Source organism: Actinomadura sp. B10D3, assembly GCF_039871695.1.
Classification (GTDB): domain Bacteria; phylum Actinomycetota; class Actinomycetes; order Streptosporangiales; family Streptosporangiaceae; genus Spirillospora; species Spirillospora madurae.
The window spans coordinates 21,595-40,394 of sequence record NZ_JBDPLY010000026.1; the positions used below are offsets into that span (position 1 = coordinate 21,595).

The following is an 18,800-nucleotide window of genomic DNA, read 5'->3' on the forward strand; positions in this document are numbered from 1 at the left end:
CCGGCGCCGCGCGCCGTCCGGCTAGGGTCGATGAGCGATGAATGGGGAGAAGGGACGGCTCGGCCGGAACACCGAGCCGGGTCGCGGCGGCATCGGCATCCGGGAGCTGCGGGCCGAGGACGCGGATCGCGTCTTGGAGATCTACCAGCTCGGTCTGGACACCGGCGAGGCGAGCTTCGAGACGACCGCTCCCACCTGGGAGGAGTTCGACGCCGCCAAGCTCGACCGGTACCGGTACGTGGCCGTGGGCGCGGACGGTGACGTGCTGGGGTGGATCGCCGCCGGCAGTGTGTCCGCTCGCCGCTGCTATGCCGGGGTGGTGGAGCACAGCGTCTACGTCAGCCCGGACGCCCAGGGGCTGGGCGTCGGCGCCGCGCTGCTGGACGCCTTCATCGCCGCCACCGAGGCCGGCGGCATCTGGACCATCCAGGGCGGCATCTTCCCCGAGAACACCGCCAGCCTCCGCCTGCACGCGAGAGCCGGGTTCCGAACCGTCGGAACCCGGCAGCGCATCGGCCGGCTGAACGGCCGGTGGCGGGACGTCGTCCTGCTCGAACGGCGCAGTCCCGCCGTCGTGTGAGTCCGGGGCGCCCCGGGCCCGGGATTCGAGGGGTTCCGAGCCCGATGGCGGGAGGTCAGTAGTGCGGGTTGTTGGTCTGGGGGATCTCGATGCTGATCGGGAAGTCGCCCTCGGAGAGGTAGATGAGGGCCGCCTGGCGGAGGATCTCATCGAACGTCCAGTAGAGGTCCCGCAGGGCCTTCGGTGCGTTGGTGATGTCGAGCAGGCCTTCGCGGACGGCGATGAACGGCGGCCACAGGGTCTTCAGGAGGTTGTCCCAGAGCGGCTCCCGGGGGATCTTCAGCCAGCCGGCGATCTCGTCGCCGAGCATGAAGCGGGTGAGGGCGCCGAGGACCGGCTTGGTGAGCAGGCCGCCGTCGATGACGGAGCCGAGGTTGAGCAGGATGTCGGCCAGCTTGATGCCCTCGGGGGTGGGGGCGAGGATCGGGTCGAGGACCTGCTTGGCCTGGGAGTTGGCCTCGTCCCACGAGTTGGGGATGTACTCGTCGAGGATGCCGAGCATGTGCGCCGTCACCTGCCACGAGTGCAGGAAGGCCGCGGACTCGGCGGAAGGGATCGGAACCTTCCACTTGACCAGGTTCTGCATGACGGTCGTGGGCAGGCTGTGCCAGGTGACCATCATGTCGGCCTGGCTGATCGGGATCTCCTCGTCGGCGACCTTGCTCCAGTACGGGGACTTCGGCAGCAGGTGCCGCACCGCCGCGTGCACCAGCCGGGTCTTGACGCAGGTGACGATCATCTCGCCGTCGGGGTCGAAGGCGTTCTCCGTCCCGACGTCGTAGCCGAGCTTGGCGGTCTTGGTGATGCGGTCCTTCATGTCCGCGCCGCCCTGCGAGTAGTAGACGGCGCGCGCCTCCTTCGGGATGGCGGTGCTCATCATCCCGCTGGCGAAGCCGTAGGTGACGCCGAGGTAGAGGCCGCGCTTCTGGTTGAACTCGAACGCCTTGGCCAGCTTGCCCTGGTCGGCCCACGACGGGAGTTGGCGGGCCTTCTCCATGAACGCGCGCAGGTCGGCGGGCAGGCCCGCCGGGAGGGCCTGGCCGTTCTTGGTCCAGGTCCGCAGCAGCCTGTTGACCTCGGGGACGGCGCCCCGGTCGAGGAGCGAGGCGACGAGGGGGTCGGCCTCCTCGTCCCAGACCCACTTCGGGTCGGCGCCCTTCCCCGCGCCCGCGACCGAGCCCTTCGGGGACCACGTCCACAGTGAGCTCGCGTTCGCGGGCGTCGCGACGCTGAGCGCACCGAGCGCGCCGAGCGTTCCGCCCGCCATCAGCACGTTGCGCCTGCTGGGTTTCTCCATGCTTTCGCTCCTCCTCGGGGCCGAGAGCGGCTCTGATACGATGAAACACATCCTGCATCCATGTATCAGGTGCTCTTCATCACAGCACACCGTGTCGGCCATCACAAGACCTAACGTGACGAACATTCGCGATTGGGAAAGAATCGGTCGCGTCAGGAGGAGGAGCTCGTGGAACCTGTGCTGTCCTCGGACCAGGAGTCGCTGCTCGAACGGGCCTACGTCGACGCCGTCGAACAGGTGGCGGACCTGGACGAGGCCCGGTCGCGCGTCCTCGACGCCGCCTACGAGCAGTTCTCCCGGCTGGGGGTCCAGCGGTCCACCATGGAGGACGTGGCCCGCCGGGCGGGGGTCTCGCGGATCACGGTCTACCGGCGGTTCGCCACCAAGGACGCGCTGGTCGAGCAGGTGATCCGGCGTGAGTTCCGCCGGTACTTCGACCGGTTCCTCGTCGACATCGAGCAGGCCGAGACCGCGGCCGACCGGGTGGTGCTCGGCTTCGTCAGCTCGATGCGCGCCATCCGGAGCAACCCGCTGATCGGCGGGCTGATGGCCACCGAGCCGGACACGGTCGTGCCCACCATGATCAACGACGAGGGGCGGACGCTCGCGACGGTGCGCCGGTTCGTCGCGGGCCAGCTCCGCCGCGAGCAGCGCGCCGGGACCGTCCCGGAGGACCTGGACGTCGAGTTCGTGGCCGAGATGATGGTGCGCGTCTCCGCGTCCTTCCTGGCGATCCCCAGCGAGCTCGTCGACCTCGACGACGACGAGCAGGTGGCCGAGGTGGCCCGGCGGTTCCTGGTGCCCATGCTGGAGTCGGGCGGCGTCGCGGCCCGTCCGGACTCACCATGAGTGGTGAGTCGTTTCCGAAATGGTCTACGCCGATACCGGACGGCGCCGCCGCCCGCGCGCCAACGGGCTGGTCAGCCGGGTTCGACCGGGCGGATCGTGTCGGCGAGGCGCTTCGGGGCCGAGAGGCGCCATGCCTCCGTGACCAGCTCGCCCACTTCGGCGGGGTCGGCGCTCGCCAGGCGGATCTCGACCCACGCGAAACGGCCGCCGGTGGCCCACGACGCGGAGAACGTCCCCGGGTCTTCGGCGATGAGGGCGGCCTGCTCCTCACGGGTGGCCTTGAGCATGACGATCTCGTCGGCGTCTCGGAGGTAGCAGAACCCCTTGTCCCGCACCCGGAACCCGGTCAGCTCGGGATGCGCGTCGTTTCGGGTGACCTCGGGCAGGCCGAGCACGATGCTCAGGAACTCGTCAACGCTCATACACAGGGATCTATCAGCCAGGTCGGACGGTGGAACCCGAGGAAGCCGTGGGGAAACGCCCGTGATCGCCTGATGAGAGACCGCCTGGCGGAGACCTGGCCGGTGAGCCCCCGGCCCGGCCGTCACGAGTCGGCGGGAACGGTCTTGATGACCTTGCCCTTGAGGTTCGCGGCGAGGTAGCCGCCGCCGTAGTCGTCGCTGAGGTAGACCATCAGGGTCGGCCGGTCGCCGTTGAAGGTCCAGGAGGCCTTGGCGATGACGTACCGGCTGGTCGGCTTCGCCACCTTGAGGGTGCGTTCGGCGCGGCGCATCAGCGCGGGCAGGGCCTCCCAGTTGAAGGTGCGCATGTTCACCTTGGCGTCGCCGGTCGTGATGGCGATGCTGGGACGGCTCCTCACGGCCGCCTCCGCGCCCTTCTCGTAGGTGTAGTTGTCGAACGCGGCACGCCGTCCGGACACGGGGGCGTCGGCGGAGGCGCGTTCCGCGTACACCGTGAGCTCGGCGAACTCCCGGCTGCCGGACGCCGCCTCGAACTTCTTGATCACGTCGCGGACGGCGGCGGGGGTGAGCAGGCTCCTGACCTCCCCGGACTCGCCGCCGCCCCTGGAGTCGAAGGATCCGGGGGTGTCCTCCGGCGACTGCAGGCGGCCGGCGGAGTCCTCCGCCGTGGCGAAGGCGTCCAGCATCTTGGGGAGGACGACGACGACCGACCCGACGACCGCGGCGACCATGCCGGCCGCGAGGGCCGCGATCGCGACCCCGGTCAGCCCGGGGCGCCGCCGCGGCGGCTGCACGGGACCGGTCGGCGGCACGGGACCCGTCGGCGGGACCGGGGTCGGCCCGGGGCCCGGCGTGGAGGCGATCGGGGGAGGCGCCGGCTCCGTTCTGGTCACGTTCGCGCCGGCCGCCCGGGCGAGCATCTGGTCGAGCTGGGACGGTGAGGGGCGGGCGGCCGGCTCCCGCACCAGCAGCGCCTGCAGGACGGGCGCGAGGGGGCCCGCGCGGTGGGACGGCGGGATCTGAGCCGCCATCACGGCGGCCAGCGTCGCCGCCGTGGTCGGGCGGCGCAGCGGGTTCCGGCCTTCCACGGTCGTGTAGAGCAGGAGGCCGAGCGACCACAGGTCCGAGGCGGGCTCGCCTTCCCGGCCGTGCAGCCGTTCCGGCGCGATGTACTCGGGGGAGCCGACCAGCCCGCCGGTGACGGTGACGCGGGACGCCTCCTGGAGGACGGCGATGCCGAAGTCGGTCAGGACCGGGGTGCCGTCCGTCCGCAGCAGCACGTTCGCGGGCTTGACGTCGCGGTGGCAGATCCCGGCCTCGTGGGCCGCGCGCAGCGCCGCCAGGATCCCGCGCCCGACGGCCGCGCCCTCGGGCGGCGAGAGCGGCCCGTCCGCCAGCCGGTCCTGGAGGGACCGCCCGCGGACGAGCTCCATGACCAGCCACGGATGCGGCATGTCGGGCGAGTCCACGATGTGGTGGATGGTCACCACGTTCGGGTGGTCGAGCCGGGCGAGGGCGCGGGCCTCGCGCATCACCCGCTCGCGCAGCATCCGCGCGACGTCCGGGTCGAGGTCCGCGGTCTCGGTGTCGGAGAGCCGCACCTCTTTCAGCGCGACCTCGCGCTCCAGGGCGAGGTCGAACGCGCGCCAGACCGTGCCCATCCCGCCGCTGCCGAGCCGGTCCCGCAGCTCGAAACGGCCGTCGACCACCATCCGCCCAGACGTCACGGCGGCCAGCCTACGGCCACGACCTCCTCAAAGCCGGTCAAATCACTCTTTCAGACAACGCGGGCACAGAGGACGCCCTGCCGGAAGTCGCTCCACTTCCGCGAGCCCTCCGGGCATCTGGTCGCGTAGTAGCCGGTGAACTTCAGGATGTAGTCGAACCCCTTCGGGACGGTGCTCTTGCCGCATCCCCACGAGGTCATCAGACCGTGCCCGTTGATGAAGACCCTGCCCGCCTCGCCGCTCTTCTCGAAGCCCAGGAAGCACTCCCCCTCCCGGAACTGCCGGCGTACGCACAGGTAGATCGCCTCGCCGTCGTGCACGGGCGACCTCCAGTAGGACTCCCCGTCCAGCGGCTCGTAGTCGCACCCGGAGGCCGAGTCCTCGATGCCGAACACCTTCACGTAGGCGTCGCCGCTCCCGCACGGGACCGAGTTCGGCTCGTCCTCGCTCCACTCGTCGGAGTCGTAGGGGTCCTTGTGCGCGTCGAGGCAGTCGCCGACCGTGATGGCGTCGAAGGCCTCGAAGGTCGGATCGGGCGTCGGGCTGCTCGACGGGGTGCTGCTCGGCTCGCTGGTCGTACTGCTCGTCTCGGGGGTCGCGGACGGGGACGACGTGGAACCGGCGTTCGCGGAAGAGCCGCCGGAGTCGTTGTTGGCCAGGCCGATGAGCAGGGCGACCAGCAGGACTCCCACGACGCCGGCGATGACCGCGGCGTTCGGCTTGGGCTGGGTGCTCTTCTTCGGAGGCTGCGGAGGCCGCTGCGGGGACTTCGGGGGCCGCGGGGATCGCTGGGCGGCCCGGTCGCCGGACTTGGCCTGCTTGGCCCGGTCGCCGGACTTGGGCCGCTGGGCGCGGTCGCCGGATGAGGACCGCGGCGGACTCTTCTTTCCGCCACCGGTGTCCCTGGCGAAGACCTCGGTCTCGGCGACGCGCGTGGCGATCATCCGGCTGAACTTCGCGGGCAGGGTCATGCCCTCGTCCGCCGACAGCGCCGAGCACCGATCCAGGAACTCCTGGGCCGGCGGGCGGTCGTCGGGGTCCTTCTCCAACCCGGCCGCGACGAGAGGAAGAAGTGACGCCGGGACCCCGGTCAGATCCGGTTCCTCGTGCCGGACCCGATACCCCAGGGCGTCGGGCGGCCCCTCCCCGAACGGATGGCGTCCGGTCGCCGCGAAGACCAGCACGGCCGCCAGGCAGAACACGTCGCTCGCGGGCCCGACGCCCCTGCCCTGGTACTGCTCGGGCGACATGTAGCCGGGCGTCCCGACCATGGTCATGCTCTGGGACGTGGCGTCCGTCGCCCGCGCGATGCCGAAGTCGATGATCCGCGGCCCGTCCTGGGCGAGCAGCACGTTGCCGGGCTTGAGGTCGCGGTGGATGACGTTCTGGTCGTGCACGGCCAGCAGGCCCTCGGCGAGCCCGGCGCCCAGGGCGGCCACCGACACCTCGGGCAGCGCGCCGTTGGTGTCGATGGCGTCCTGCAACGACGGCCCGGCGATGTACTCGGTCGCCAGCCAGGGCGGGTCGGCGTCGGGGTCGGCGTCGATCACCTGGGCGGTGTAGAAGCCCCCGATCCTTCTCGCCGCCGCGACCTCCTTGGTGAACCGGCGCCGGAACATCGCGTTGTCGGCGAAGTGCGGGTGCACGACCTTGACCGCGACGAGCCGCCGTCCGGGGGAGCGGCCGAGGTAGACCTGCCCCATCCCGCCGGCCCCCAGCCGTGCCAGCAGCCGGTAGGGCCCGACCTCCGCTGGATCGGTGGCCTTGAGTGACCCGAGTCCCGCGCCCGCCATCCCACCTGCCTCACCTCTGCCGAACACCACTGTCTGTCTGTGATGAGGGTACCGGCGGTGATCATCCGCATCTGCGTCTTCCGACGCACTCCGCGTCGGCTTCCGCGGCGACAGCGCGGAGACAGTGGGGCGACCTCGACGACTCGCTCTTCATGGCGGCGCGCTGGCGGGCGGCCGGGAACGAGGCCGAGTTGGAGGTCGTGGCGGAGGCGACCCACGGCTTCCTGAACCTCCCGATCACGATCACCGAGCGCGAACGGGCCCGCCAGGCCGGGTACCTGGCCGCCGCCGTCTCCTGACCACCGCCCGCCCGGCCGCCGCCTTGACGGGTTGATAGATAACGGCTATCTATTTGCCCAGCCGTTAGGGGTGATCGGATGCAGGACGCGGTTCTGGCGATGCTCGCGAAGGAGCCGTCGCACGGGTACCGGCTGCGCGCGCGGTTGCGGGAGGCCCTCGGGCCGCTCGGGCAGTCGATGAACGCGGGCCAGGTCTACGTGACCCTGAACCGGCTGGAGAAGGCGGGCCTGGTCGTCTCCGAGCGGGCGGACGGTCTGCCGGACCGGCCGGACCGCAAGGTGTACGCGCTGACGCCGTCCGGCCAGCAGCGGGTGGCGGCCTGGCTGACCGAGGTGAACTGGCCGAAACCGAACCTGGCGGAGTTCCACCTCAAGCTCGCCGCGGCGGCCGGGGCCCGGCTCGCCGACCCGGTCGAGCTGGTGGACGCGCAGCGCCGCGAGCTGCTGCGGCGCCTGCGCGACGTGCAGCGCGCGATGCTGGCCGAGCCGGACGGCTCGACCGCCGGGCTGCTGCTGGAAGGCGTCGCGCTGCGGCTGCAGGCCGATCTGCGCTGGCTGGAAGCCTGCGAACGCGTCTGGTCCAGGACGGGTGACGAATGAACCACGACGTGTTGCAGGTCCGGGGCCTGTGCAAGGAGCACGGTCAGGGACAGGCCCTGGTCCGGGCGGTCGACGACGTCGACCTGGACGTACAGGTGGGGCAGATGCTGGCGGTGATGGGGCCGAGTGGCTGCGGCAAGTCCACCCTGCTGCACATGCTGGGCGGCCTGGAGCGGCCGACCCGCGGGGAGGTGTGGCTGGCCGGGCGGCGGATCGACACCGTGAGCGAGCGGCACCTGGCCCGGCTGCGGCGCCGGTCGGTGGGGTTCGTCTTCCAGTCGTTCCACCTGGTGGAGGAGCTGTCGGCGGCGGAGAACGTGGAGTTGCCCGCGCTGCTGGCCGGACGTTCGGCGCGTGCGGCCAGGCGCCGCGCGGCCGTCCTGCTGGAGCGGGTGGGGCTGGCCGAGCGCGCCCGGCATCTGCCCCGGGAGCTGTCGGGGGGACAGCGGCAGCGGGTGGCCATCGCCCGTGCCCTGGTCAACGAGCCGCCGGTCCTGCTGGCCGACGAGCCGACCGGGAACCTGGACAGCGCGGCGACGGCCGACGTGCTGCGGCTCTTCGAGGGCCTGCGCGCCGCCGGGCAGACCGTCGTGATCGTCACCCATGACGCGCGGATCGCGTCCACCGCGGACCGGCTGGTCTCGATGCGCGACGGGACGTTCGTCGACGACACCCGTCTCGGCGCGGGGAGCGCCGGGCGGCTCGGCGACCTGCTCGAACTGGGGGACTGACGCCGTGGGCCGCGTCCTGCTCGTGTTCCGTCTCGTGCTCGCCGACGTCCGGCGGCATCCGGCCCAGGCCGCGATGCTCGTCGTCGCGGTCACCGCGGCCACCGCCGCGCTGGCCCTCGGCCTGTCGTTGCGCGGGGGGACCGACAAGCTCTACTGGCAGACCCGGAAGGTCACGGCGGGGCCGGACGTCGTCGCGCTGTCCCCGGGCACCGGCCCGAAGACGATCAGGGCTCTGACGTCGCTGGAGCACGCGCCACAGGTGGTCGCGCACAGCGGGCCGTACCGCCAGTACTACACGAGCCTCACGGCGAACGGTTCCACGGGAGCCGCGGTGGTGCAGGTCGCCGACATGACGCCGGGCCCGGTCGACCGCCCGCTGGTGACCTCGGGCGGATGGGTGCGTCCGGGAGGCGCCGTCCTCGAACGCGGCTTCGCCTCCGCCCTGGGCGCCGAGGTCGGCGACCGCGTCACCGTCGCCGGCCGCTCGCTTCCCGTCGTCGGGGTCGCCGTGACCGCGGCCCGCTCGGTCTACCCGTGGGCGCCGGGGATCGGGCCGGGCGGCGGGCCGAGCGACGGCGGCGGCCTGGTCTGGCTGGCCGAGCAGGACACCCGGGCGCTGGAATCGTCCGACGTCCCGGTGACCTCCTTCATCAACCTGAAGCTGCGGAATCCCGGCGAAGCCGGGGCGCTGAACAGCCGGGACCCCGCCGTGGCTCCGGCGTTCGAGGACGTCATGGTGAACATGAAGACCTGGCGGCACATCGCCCAGCAGGACTTCGTCATGCTCCGGAACAGCCAGCCGATCCTGGTCATCGGCAGCTGGCTGCTCAGCTTCCTGGCCGTCGGCGGCGTGGCGACCCTGGCGGCGGGACGCGCCGCCGGCCAGACCCGCAGGGCCGGGCTGCTCAAGGCGGTCGGCGCCACACCCGGCCTCATCGGCGCCGTCCTGCTCGCCGAATACCTGGTCCTGGCGCTGCTCGCGGACGCGCTGGGCCTGGCGATCGCCGGGCTGGCCGCACCCACCGTCGTCAACCCCTCCGCGAGCCTGGTCAGCACCGCCGTCGGCCCGAGCGGCGACACGATCGCGTTCACGACGGTCGCCGCCGTCTTCGCGGCGGTCCTCACCACCGTCGGCCCGACGCTGCGGGCACTGCGCACCGGCACCGTCTCCGCCCTGGCGGACACCGCCCGCCGGCCCAGGCGGCGGGCCTGGCTGAACAGGATGTCGGCGCCGCTGCCGACCTCGCTCCTGCTCGGGCTGCGCCTGATCGCCCGCCGGCCCGGCCGCGCCGTCCTGTACGCGTGCACCATCGCGACGACGCTGCTCGCGGTCACCGCACTGCTGATGGTCTACGTCCAGCCGGACCGGGGCTATCCGGGCTCGTCCATGGCGACCCACGCGCGGACCGCTCAGGACCGCCACCTGCTGCTGGGCGTCACCATCGCGGTGATCGCACTCGCCCTCGTGAACACCGTCACGGTGACCTGGACCCTCGCCATGGAAGCCCGTCCGACCATGGCCATCGCCCGTGCGTTCGGCGCCACGCCCGGGCAGACCGCGGCCGGACTGTCGGCGGCACAGCTCCTGCCGGCCCTGTCCGGCGCCTTCGCCGGTGTCCCGCTCGGGATCGCTCTCGTCCTGTCCTTCAGCCGTGGGGACGTGCCCAAGCCGCCCACGTGGTGGCTCCTCGCCGCCGCGGTCGCGGCGGTCCTGGCCACGGCGGTGCTCACCGCCGTGCCCGCACGCGCGGCGGCCCGCCGCTCCGTCGCGCGAACCCTGAGCGCCGGATCACCGTGAGCCGATTGAGGTGATCAACTGGGTCGAGGTGCGGGAAACCGCAGCGTGACGGCGTTGCGTGCACCGGGCCCTCGGCCATCTCGGCCGGTTCGCCGACACCGCCATCACCGGCGGGGCCCTCGGCTAGTGGAGGCGGTGGTGGAGGGGGGTGGCCAGCTCGGTGGTGCTCAGGACGAGGGCGACCGTGTAGTCGACCAGGTGGTCGCGGTCGATGCCGAGGTCGCCGCGGAACCAGGTGGTGAACAGCTCCCAGAGGCCGGCCGTGAGGGTGAGGCCGGTCAGTTCGATGTCGGCGTCCGGCAGGAGGACCTGGTCCAGGGTCTCGTGGGTCTGGGCGGTGAAGATCGCGGTCATCGTCCGGATGATCTCGATGCGGCGCCGCTGGAGCAGGGGCGAGGCGGGGAACGCGTGGGTGAGGATGTGGGCGCGGCGCGGGTCCCCGGTCAGGAAGTCGAGGATGGCGGTCACCACGGCGCGGGTGCGGGGCTGCAACTGGCGGGGGGCCTGCCGGGCGGCGGACAGGATCACGTCGGTGGCCCGGGCGACCTGGTCGTCGATGATCGCCAGCAGGAAGGCGTCCCGGTCCGGGAAGTTCTCGTAGAAGTACCGGTCGTTGAGCCCGGCCTCGGCGCACACCTGCCGGACGGTCGTGGCGGCCCATCCCCGGGTGCCGAGCAGTTCCAGCCCGGCCTCCATCAGCGCGGCGCGGCGGCGGGCCCGGCGCTGGTCGGCCGGCACGCCGCGGTAGGGGCGTGCGTTCGGGGGCTCGGAGGTCACAGCCCGATTGTGCCGCATCCCTTGACTTCGTCCGGAGATCTGGGGACGCTGACCACCAGATATTCTGGTGTGACGCTTCACCAGAATTCGCGGTCGCGACGAGAGGGAGCGTGAGGCCAGGTGGTCACGGAGAACCCGCCGCAGCCGGCGCCGGCGGACATCGATCTGAGCGATCTGCGGTTCTGGGCCCGTCCCCTGCCGGAGCGGGCGGAGGCCTTCGCGGTGCTGCGCGCCCAGCCGGGACCGGTGTTCTTCACCCTGCCCAAGCTGCCGTTCCTCCCGCAGAGCCCGGGGTCCTGGGCGCTGACCCACCATGCCGAGGTGACCGAGGCCAGCCGCCATCCGGAGGTGTTCAGCAGCGAGCCCAGCGCCACCAGCCCGGCCGACATGCCCCGCTGGATGGACAAGTACTTCAACTCGATGATCGACATGGACGATCCGCGGCACGCGAAGATCCGCCGGATCGTGTCCCGGGCGTTCAGCCCGAAGATGCTCGCCAAGGCCGAGGATGACATCGCGCGGCGGGCCGCCCGGATCGTGGACGAGCTCATCGCGTCCGGTGGCGGCGACTTCGTGTCCCAGGCCGCGGCGCGGCTGCCGGTCGAGGTCATCTGCGACATGCTCGGCATCCCCGACCGGCAGCATCGGCGGGTGGTGGAGCTGACCAACATCATCGTCGGCTACAGCGACCCCGAGTACGTGGGCGCCACCGTGGAGTACGGCGGCGACGGCCCGAAGCTCGGCCGGCTCGCGACGCTCCGCATGCTGGGCACCGTGGCCTCGGCGGGGTGGCGGCTGCACCGGCTGGCCTTCCAGCTCGGACGGGAGCGCCGCGCCACGCCCACCGGCGACCTGACCTCGGCATTGGTGAACGCCAACGTCGACGGCGAACGGCTGAGTCCTCGCGAGTTCGCCGCGTTCTTCCTGCTGCTGGTGGTGGCGGGGAACGAGACCACGCGCAACGCGATCGCGCACGGCCTCAAGCTGTTCACCGAACACCCTGACCAGCGCGAACTGCTACTGGCCGACTTCGACGGACGCATTGCCGGGGCCGTCGAGGAGATCGTCCGGTACAGCAGCCCGGTCATCTTCATGCGCCGCAACGTCACCCGCGACTACGAGATGAACGGCCACACCTACCGCAAGGGGGAGCGGGTCACGCTGTTCTACTGGTCCGCGAACCGGGACGAGGCGGTCTTCACCGACCCCGAGCGCTTCGACATCCTGCGCTCACCGAACCCGCACGTGGGGTTCGGCGGTCCGGGCCCGCACTTCTGCCTGGGCGCCAACCTGGCGCGGCGCGAGATCACCGTGATGTTCCGCGAGCTGTTCACCCGCCTGCCCGACATCACCGCCGGGGAGCCCGACCGGCTGATGTCCGGCTTCATCAACGGCTACAAGCGCCTGCCCTGCGCCTTCACCCCGCCCGGCGCCCGCCCGCGCGCATCGGCCTGAGCCGACACGCGCGGACAGGGCACAGGGTCTCAGCCGACGTTGACGGTCAGGCGTTGCGGGTTGCCGTCGGCGGCGGCCCCGGAGACGTCCGGCGCCCCGTCGGGACACACGTCGTCGTACGGGAACGCGTACCCGATCGGCGTGTTGGCGTGCAGGATCCGTGCCCAGTGGTTCGTGGTCGGGTCCTTGTAGTACTCCGACTGCGGGGTGCCGTTCGGCTGGTCGGCGCTGCTCAGGATCGTGCTGCGGTTGAACGCCGCGGCGATGCGGGCGAGCAGGCCCTTCTTGATGTCGGAGTCGCTCGGGTTGTTGGCGAACGGCCCGTCGTTGCAGGTGAAGATGTCCTTGGACGAGGGCCGCCCGAACGTGCTCCCGTCGTTGAACGTGAGCACACCGCCGTTGACGCGTCCGGTGTAGACGCCGCGTCCGCCCTGGAGATCCACCTTGAGGTCGGTTCCGGCGTACTTGTCCCACACCTGGCTGACGTAGCCGTCCCAGTACGACGCGAAGGCACCGGGATTGGACGCCATGTAGCCCTGCGGCGAGATGACCCGCAGGACGCCGCCGCCGTTGCGGATGACGAGCTGGTCCCAGGGCTGCCCGTCCGCGTTCTTCTGCGCGACGAGTGCGTCGGCGACCGCCTGCACCGCCCCGGCGGGCGCGGCCTGGACCGTGTGCCGGGAGTCGCCGACGAGGTCGAGCCCGATCGGCAGCGCGGTGAGCAGGTCGACGTAGGAGATGTTCGCGAAGATCTGCTGGGGGTTGAAGGTGAACTCGCAGAACGACCAGGTCTTCTGGTAGTTCGGGTCGGACGGGGTGCCGAACGCCGGCTCGACCAGCGCGGGGCCGGGATTGACGAAGAAGTCGAGCGCGTCGTTCTTCACGAAGTAGATGCGGGCGCCGTACATCTGCCGAAGGGTGAGGTTCGCCTCGCCACCGGCCCCGATCGGGATCGAGCAGTCCGCGCCCAGCGGGGTCAGCGGCGCCGAGGGCGACGGGGGATAGTACGGCGAGCTGTCGGCACGGAGCAGCATGAGCCGGTCGGTGCCCTGCTCACGGCCGGTGATGTAGGCCTTGACGGGCGCGGAACCGTGATTGGCGAGCGTGAGCGCGCACGTCGACGGCGCCGCGAACGCGGGCCTGCTGAGCAGGTCGCGTCCGAAGGGGATGGCGAGAGCGGCCGTTCCGGCCGCAGCGAGGAATGATCTGCGGGTGACCAACGGGAACTCCTGGCGGGGGGAGGGTTCGGTTGCCGTTGCTCTGAAACGCGCGTATCAGGGGAGCTGTAGTACAAGGTTCCGGATCGTTCCACTACTGTCAAGACTCTTTCCTATTAACCCTGCACATCACCCCTACCGCCCCATTGGCCAACCGATCTCACGGATGCCATCCGGTGCCACTCGGACTCGGGGCAGGCTGTGAGGCGGCGCGGCTGAGCGAGGTCGGCCGCGCTTACGCGTCCCGGAACGGGCGCACCTCGACCTTCCGGCTGCAGGCCTCCGACCCGTCGGCGGCGAGCTTGAGCGCAACGTCCAGGTCGGGCGCCTCGATGACCCAGAAGCCGGCGAGGTACTCCTTCGTCTCCAGGAACGGCCCGTCGGTGATCACCGCCTTCCGGCCGCGGTTGTCGATGACGGTGGCCGTGTCGGGTGAGGCCAGGCCACCGGCGAAGACCCAGCGGCCCTCGGCCTGGAGCCGGTCATTGAACACGTCGATCGCCGCGTGCTCGTCCGGGGTGGCGAGGCTGGCCTGGTCATGGATGACGGAAAGCAGATACTGCATCTGAAGATCGCCTCCTGTGCTGTCTGGTGGTCTACAGTCCAGGCCGGGCGTCGCCTAGCCCGCGTTGCGGCGTCGCGGCCCGACGCCCTCGGGAACCTCGTCGTGAAGGTGCGGGACGTACACGAGCTTGTGCGTCCGGCCGTCGAGCACGGTCGACTCGATGAGCTCCAGGTCGAACTCCGCGCCGTCGTGGAAGAGCGCCGCCCCTCCGGCGCGGCCGGAGATGGCAGGGAACATCATGACTTCGAGCCGGTCGACGAGGCCGGCGGCGAGCAGAGCGCGGTTCAGCGAAATGCTGCCGTGCGAACGCATCGGGACGTCGGTGGTGCGCTTGAGGCGCTCGATCGCCGTCACCGCGTCCTCGCGGAGAACCGTCGAGTTCTGCCACCCGAGCGGCTCTTCGAGCGTGCTGGAGAACACGATCTTCGGCAGTTCGTTCAGGCTCTCGTAGTAGGGCTCGTCGTACTCCACCACGAACTGGCGGGACTCTCGGAACGTCGTCGCGCCGAAGACGAGGACCTGATCCTGCGCGAAGGTGCGCACCCGGTCCTCGACCAGCTCGGGGCCCTCCTTCCCCCAGTATCCGGGCCACCCCTCGGCCATGCCGTAACCGTCGAGGGTGCAGAAGAAGTCGACGGTGAAGGTGGTGCTCATGGCGCTACTCCCTGTTCTTGGGCCGCCTCCGTTCGGGCGGCTTCATTACCTCCACGAACGCGACCACCCCGATCAGACACCCACCTCGAAAAATCTTTGAGGACGTCTCCCGCCCGCCGCCCGCCACCGTGGCGGCTCCAGGGTTGGGTCATGCCCTCGGACGAGGGCGGAGAAGCCGATCTCGAACTCGTGGCCAACCCGTGGTCCAACCCCGTCGCACGGGGCCCCGCGCTGTGCGCTGGAGATGAGAACGGGTGGGTGAGCGGGCGCTCGGCGACCTGGACGGGCCGCTCGTCAGCCACGGCATGGGCGGCTCACCCCAGCATCGTGCCGGCCGACACGCAGGCCGGATGGATCTCCTCCCGCTGGGAAGAGCCCGACGAGCAGCGCGACGCCGACGCCCTCGGCCGCCCGCGCCGCCGCTACTACCAGGGCCCTGGAGATGGCAGAGCGGGCTTTCACCAAGATGTCCGGTGGCCGACGCAGGGTTCGCGCGGCGGCTGGGGGTGCGCGGCCGCCGGGTGTTGACGCGGCGAGTTTGGCTGTCGGGTGCGCGCTGCTGCCGTCTGGTGACCGGGCGCGCTACGCCGAGGAATGGTTGAGCCTGTTGACTGAGCTGCCCACCCGCCGTGCTCGGGCCGTTCCGCTACTGGATTTCACGGCCCCCGAGACGCCCAAGGGCGCTCCCGTGAAGGGAGCGCCCGCAGGGAGAGCTGTTTTGCAACGCTATTCGGTCGCTGCCTTAGCGCATTTCTCGGCCTCGGCCTCGGCTTCCTTGTCCGACGTGCCCTTGACGTCGTCGATCTTGACCTTGCCGTCGACGTAACCTTCGAGGTCACCCTTGTCGCCGTACTTCAGCGCGACATCGGCCATGCAGTTGGCCATCTTGTCGACGACGCCGGCCGGGAGCCCCTGGAGATCCGGCTCACTCTTGAGCTTGCTCACCAGCGCGGCCTTGTCGACGTCGCCCCCACCGCCGCTGCAAGCCGAGACGCTGAGAGTGAGAGCGAATGCGGCGGCAGTCAATGTCGCTGCACGAATAATCGAAGGACGCACCTGGTCCCTTTCTTTTGCGGGGTAAAGGGCGGCAACGCTAACACACGCTGGTCGCACTGCCCAAATACTGCGGGAAGCCCACGACAGAAATCCGGCAGGACGCTGAGGGCTGCCACTGGCCAGGGCCATGGATACAGTCGGGGGCCACAAACGCCGAGCGATATTACCTGATTTTTTCCGCAAGATCATCCTAAGTGATGAGTCCGGTACCGACCGTCCCCGCGCCGCCATCGATCAACAGGGCCGAGCGGCTGGTCACGGCGACATCGTCGTTGCCCTGGGACGCTGGGTGCATGGCTGGCATGCGTTCGTTTGAGGAGTTGATCGCGGAGGCCGAGGCCGTCCCTACCGACGGGTGGGACTTCTCGTGGTTCGAGGGGCGGGCCACCGAGGCGAGGCCTTCTTGGGGATATCAGCGGTCGATGGGGGAGCGCATGGCCGCCGCCGGTGCCGCGCTGGACATCCAGACCGGCGGGGGTGAAGTGCTCGCCGGCGTGCCCGAGCGGCCGCCGGTGTGTGTGGCGACCGAGGCCTGGCCGCCCAACGTCGCCAAGGCCACGGCGCGCCTGCACCCGCTCGGCACGGTCGTGGTCGCCGCGCCGGAGGAGCCGCCGTTGCCGTTCGCGGACGATGCGTTCGACCTGGTGGTCAGCAGGCATCCAGTGAAGCCCTACTTCGAGGAGATCGCGCGCGTCCTGCGTCCTGGCGGGACGTACTTCGCCCAACATGTCGGCCCGGCGAGCGTCTTCGAGCTTGTCGAGTACTTCCTCGGCCCGCAGCCGGAGGAGACCAGGAACCGTCGCCACCCGGATCGGGAACGGACGCGGGCGGAGGCTGCCGGGCTGGAGATCATCGACGTGCGAACGGAACGGCTGCGGATGGAGTTCTACGACGTCGGCGCGATCGTCCACTTCCTGCGCAAAGTGATCTGGATGGTGCCGGGCTTCACGGTGGCCGCCTACCTCCCCCGGCTCGAAGAGCTGCACGAGCAGATCGGGGCGGAAGGGCCTTTCGTGGCGCACAGCACCCGCACCTTGTTCGAGGCTGGGAAGCCGAAGTGACCACCCCCAGACGATCAAGCGGCGAACGAGGGGCTCAGGCGCACCGCTCGACGAAGTCGAGCGTGGTCTGGGCGACCCCGGGCCAGGCGTGGTCGATGGTGAGGGAGTGGCCCCGGTCCGGCATCTTCACGATCTCCGTCACGGCGGGATTGTGCTTCTGCCGTTTGTAGGCGGCGTTCGCGATCGCCCAGGGCACCGTGTGGTCCTTCTCCCCGTCGATGATCAGCAGGGGACCGCGGTCGGGGTTCTTCGTGTTCGCCTTCGCCTCCGTCCACGGGTTGAGGTTCGCGTTGCCCATCTGCGTGAGCGCGATCCCTGAGCCGGCGACGTGGAAGGTGTCGTAGAGCTTCCGCGCCTCCTTCTCATCCAGCGCGTTCGCCCAGCCGTAGAGGAACTGGTCGAACGTCAGCGTGATCGCACGGCCCCGCGTGCGCGGATCGATCAGGAAGGGGCCGACGCCTCGGAGCACTGAGGCCGGCAGCGGCAGGACACCGCGGAAGATCCCAGGGTCGATGGCGACCGTGGTCGCCGCGAGGCCCTCCCCTGCGAGCATCTCGGCCAGCAGGCCGCCGGTCGAGTGCCCGACCAGCACCGGCTTCCTGTCCAGGGCGTTGACGACCTCCTTGGTGTGGTCGGCGATCTGCTTCAAGGTCTTGTTGGCGAGGACGTCCGGATTCGCCCTGGCCTCTTCCACCGTCTCCGGATCGTCCGGCCAGTCCGGCGTCAGCGGTGCGTAACCGGCCTGCCTGAAGAAGTCCGCCCACTTGTCCCAGCTGCTCGGCAGCAGCCAGAGCCCGTGGATGAAGACGACCGGTGTGTCGCCAGAGGCGTTTGCCGCCTCGATCTCCCGTCTCTCCCTCTCAGAAATGGACGCCACAGCGCGCCTCCCTCGAATAGCCAATGGATGTGGTTGTGGCCGACCGGCCCTAAGCGCTGTTTCGCAGGAAGGCCAGTAGTTCTTCGTTCACCCGGTCCTGGAGGGTGGCGGTCAGTCCGTGAGGGGCCCCGGGGTAATAGACGTCCTTCGCACCCTTGATCAGCCGGGCAGATTTGACCGCCGAGTCCTTGACCGGGACGATCTGGTCGTCCTCGCCGTGCAGCACCAGGGTCGGCACGTCGAATCTGGCGAGGTCGTCGTGGAAGTCGGTCTCGGAGAACGCCTTGATGCTCTCGTAGGCGTTGATGAGACCCGCCTGCATGCTCCACATCCAGAACTGGTCGAGCACACCTTCGGAGACGTCGGCGCCGGGCCGGTTGGCGCCGTAGAACTGGACGGCCAGATCCTTGTAGAACTGCGAACGGTCGTTGACGAGGGCCTTGCGCATCTCGTCGAACACCTCGATCGGGAGGCCCTCGGGGTTGTCCTCGGTCTTCACCATGATCGGGGGCACTGCCGCGATCAGGACCGCCTTGGCGACCCGGCTCGTGCCGTGCCGGCCGATGTAGCGCGCGACCTCGCCGCCCCCGGTGGAGTGGCCCACCAGCGTCACGTCGTCGAGGTTGAGCGCCTCGATCAGCGCGGCGAGATCGTCGGCGTAGCCGTCCATGTCGTTTCCCGTGGAGCCCTGGCTGGACCGGCCATGCCCGCGCCGGTCGTGCGCGACCACCCGGTAGCCATGCCGGACGAGGAACAGCATCTGGCCGTCCCACGCATCGGAATTCAGCGGCCAGCCGTGAGAGAACGTGACGACCGGGCCCTTTCCCCAATCCTTGTAGTAGATCTCTGTACCGTCGCGCGTCTTGATCGTGCTCATGACATTGCTCCCTGCGTAAGGCGCGGGTCGAAACAACGCGTAATCCCCTCCCCAGTGCGCGCAAACTCGTAACCTTAAGTTCGAAAAGCCTCGGAAGGTCGACGGCGAATTAAGCTTTACCGTCAGGATTCTTCTGCGTGCCTGCCAGGGCTCCAGGCCGTCGCG

19 protein-coding genes are annotated in these 18,800 nt (G+C 70.3%); 8 read left to right on the forward strand and 11 right to left on the reverse strand.

What is annotated here, in order from left to right; all coding sequences use genetic code 11:
• Positions 1–37: 37 nt before the first annotated feature.
• Positions 38–580, forward strand: coding sequence for an N-acetyltransferase family protein (locus tag ABGB11_RS30915; RefSeq protein WP_347638571.1), 543 nt, complete (start codon positions 38–40; stop codon positions 578–580).
• Between the two features lie 55 nt (positions 581–635).
• Here the strand turns inward: ABGB11_RS30915 and ABGB11_RS30920 are convergent, their stop codons facing one another.
• Complete coding sequence (locus tag ABGB11_RS30920; protein ID WP_347638573.1) at positions 636–1,877, reverse strand: oxygenase MpaB family protein; 1,242 nt, start codon at positions 1,875–1,877, stop codon at positions 636–638.
• 168 nt (positions 1,878–2,045) lie between these two features.
• Here ABGB11_RS30920 and ABGB11_RS30925 point away from each other — a divergent pair, with 168 nt between their 5' ends.
• Positions 2,046–2,726, forward strand: coding sequence for a helix-turn-helix domain-containing protein (locus ABGB11_RS30925; RefSeq protein ID WP_347638575.1), 681 nt, complete (start codon positions 2,046–2,048; stop codon positions 2,724–2,726).
• A 71-nt stretch (positions 2,727–2,797) separates the two neighbouring features.
• Here ABGB11_RS30925 and ABGB11_RS30930 read toward each other — a convergent pair whose 3' ends face one another.
• From ABGB11_RS30930 to ABGB11_RS30940, 3 genes are all read right to left on the reverse strand, one after another.
• Positions 2,798–3,148: an MmcQ/YjbR family DNA-binding protein gene (locus tag ABGB11_RS30930; protein WP_347638577.1), complete on the reverse strand. Its 351-nt coding sequence runs from the start codon at positions 3,146–3,148 to the stop codon at positions 2,798–2,800.
• A 122-nt stretch (positions 3,149–3,270) separates the two neighbouring features.
• Positions 3,271–4,875, reverse strand: coding sequence for a serine/threonine-protein kinase (locus ABGB11_RS30935; RefSeq protein ID WP_347638579.1), 1,605 nt, complete (start codon positions 4,873–4,875; stop codon positions 3,271–3,273).
• Between the two features lie 50 nt (positions 4,876–4,925).
• Positions 4,926–6,668, reverse strand: a complete 1,743-nt coding sequence (locus tag ABGB11_RS30940; protein ID WP_347638581.1) for a serine/threonine-protein kinase — start codon at positions 6,666–6,668, stop codon at positions 4,926–4,928.
• 152 nt (positions 6,669–6,820) lie between these two features.
• On the opposite strand from ABGB11_RS30940, the gene ABGB11_RS30945 reads away from it, so the two are divergent.
• From ABGB11_RS30945 to ABGB11_RS30960, 4 genes are all read left to right on the forward strand, one after another.
• Positions 6,821–6,967 (forward strand): hypothetical protein, encoded by a 147-nt coding sequence (locus ABGB11_RS30945; RefSeq protein ID WP_347638583.1) that lies wholly within the window; start codon positions 6,821–6,823, stop codon positions 6,965–6,967.
• Between the two features lie 78 nt (positions 6,968–7,045).
• Positions 7,046–7,567 (forward strand): PadR family transcriptional regulator, encoded by a 522-nt coding sequence (locus tag ABGB11_RS30950; RefSeq protein ID WP_347638585.1) that lies wholly within the window; start codon positions 7,046–7,048, stop codon positions 7,565–7,567.
• Positions 7,564–8,298: an ABC transporter ATP-binding protein gene (locus ABGB11_RS30955; RefSeq protein ID WP_347638586.1), complete on the forward strand. Its 735-nt coding sequence runs from the start codon at positions 7,564–7,566 to the stop codon at positions 8,296–8,298. The genes ABGB11_RS30950 and ABGB11_RS30955 overlap by 4 nt, the downstream gene beginning before the upstream one ends.
• A 4-nt stretch (positions 8,299–8,302) precedes the next feature.
• Positions 8,303–10,096, forward strand: a complete 1,794-nt coding sequence (locus ABGB11_RS30960) for an FtsX-like permease family protein (RefSeq protein WP_347638588.1) — start codon at positions 8,303–8,305, stop codon at positions 10,094–10,096.
• Positions 10,097–10,219: 123 nt separating this feature from the next.
• Here the strand turns inward: ABGB11_RS30960 and ABGB11_RS30965 are convergent, their stop codons facing one another.
• A complete protein-coding gene (locus tag ABGB11_RS30965; protein WP_347638590.1) occupies positions 10,220–10,873 on the reverse strand; it encodes a TetR/AcrR family transcriptional regulator in 654 nt (217 codons plus the stop codon).
• Between the two features lie 120 nt (positions 10,874–10,993).
• On the opposite strand from ABGB11_RS30965, the gene ABGB11_RS30970 reads away from it, so the two are divergent.
• On the forward strand, positions 10,994–12,328 hold the full coding sequence (locus tag ABGB11_RS30970; protein ID WP_347638592.1) for a cytochrome P450: 1,335 nt from the start codon (positions 10,994–10,996) through the stop codon (positions 12,326–12,328).
• Between the two features lie 29 nt (positions 12,329–12,357).
• Here ABGB11_RS30970 and ABGB11_RS30975 read toward each other — a convergent pair whose 3' ends face one another.
• The 4 genes from ABGB11_RS30975 to ABGB11_RS30990 all read right to left on the reverse strand — a co-directional run bounded on the left by ABGB11_RS30975 (position 12,358) and on the right by ABGB11_RS30990 (position 15,820).
• Positions 12,358–13,548: a glycoside hydrolase family 64 protein gene (locus ABGB11_RS30975; RefSeq protein ID WP_347638594.1), complete on the reverse strand. Its 1,191-nt coding sequence runs from the start codon at positions 13,546–13,548 to the stop codon at positions 12,358–12,360.
• Between the two features lie 232 nt (positions 13,549–13,780).
• Positions 13,781–14,110 carry a YciI family protein gene (locus tag ABGB11_RS30980; protein ID WP_347638596.1) on the reverse strand — a complete coding sequence of 110 codons (330 nt, stop codon included), beginning with the start codon at positions 14,108–14,110 and terminating at the stop codon, positions 13,781–13,783.
• A gap of 54 nt (positions 14,111–14,164) precedes the next feature.
• Positions 14,165–14,764: a dihydrofolate reductase family protein gene (locus ABGB11_RS30985; protein ID WP_347638598.1), complete on the reverse strand. Its 600-nt coding sequence runs from the start codon at positions 14,762–14,764 to the stop codon at positions 14,165–14,167.
• 726 nt (positions 14,765–15,490) lie between these two features.
• Positions 15,491–15,820 carry a hypothetical protein gene (locus ABGB11_RS30990; protein ID WP_347638600.1) on the reverse strand — a complete coding sequence of 110 codons (330 nt, stop codon included), beginning with the start codon at positions 15,818–15,820 and terminating at the stop codon, positions 15,491–15,493.
• Positions 15,821–16,113: 293 nt separating this feature from the next.
• Between ABGB11_RS30990 and ABGB11_RS30995 the strand changes: the two genes are divergently transcribed.
• Entirely contained in the window at positions 16,114–16,881 is a 768-nt protein-coding gene (locus ABGB11_RS30995; protein WP_347638602.1) for a class I SAM-dependent methyltransferase, read from the forward strand.
• A gap of 34 nt (positions 16,882–16,915) precedes the next feature.
• Here the strand turns inward: ABGB11_RS30995 and ABGB11_RS31000 are convergent, their stop codons facing one another.
• Together ABGB11_RS31000 and ABGB11_RS31005 are read right to left on the reverse strand one after the other, a co-directional pair.
• Positions 16,916–17,758, reverse strand: a complete 843-nt coding sequence (locus ABGB11_RS31000) for an alpha/beta hydrolase (RefSeq protein WP_347638604.1) — start codon at positions 17,756–17,758, stop codon at positions 16,916–16,918.
• Positions 17,759–17,807: 49 nt separating this feature from the next.
• Positions 17,808–18,635: an alpha/beta hydrolase gene (locus tag ABGB11_RS31005; RefSeq protein WP_347638606.1), complete on the reverse strand. Its 828-nt coding sequence runs from the start codon at positions 18,633–18,635 to the stop codon at positions 17,808–17,810.
• Positions 18,636–18,800 lie beyond the last annotated feature (165 nt).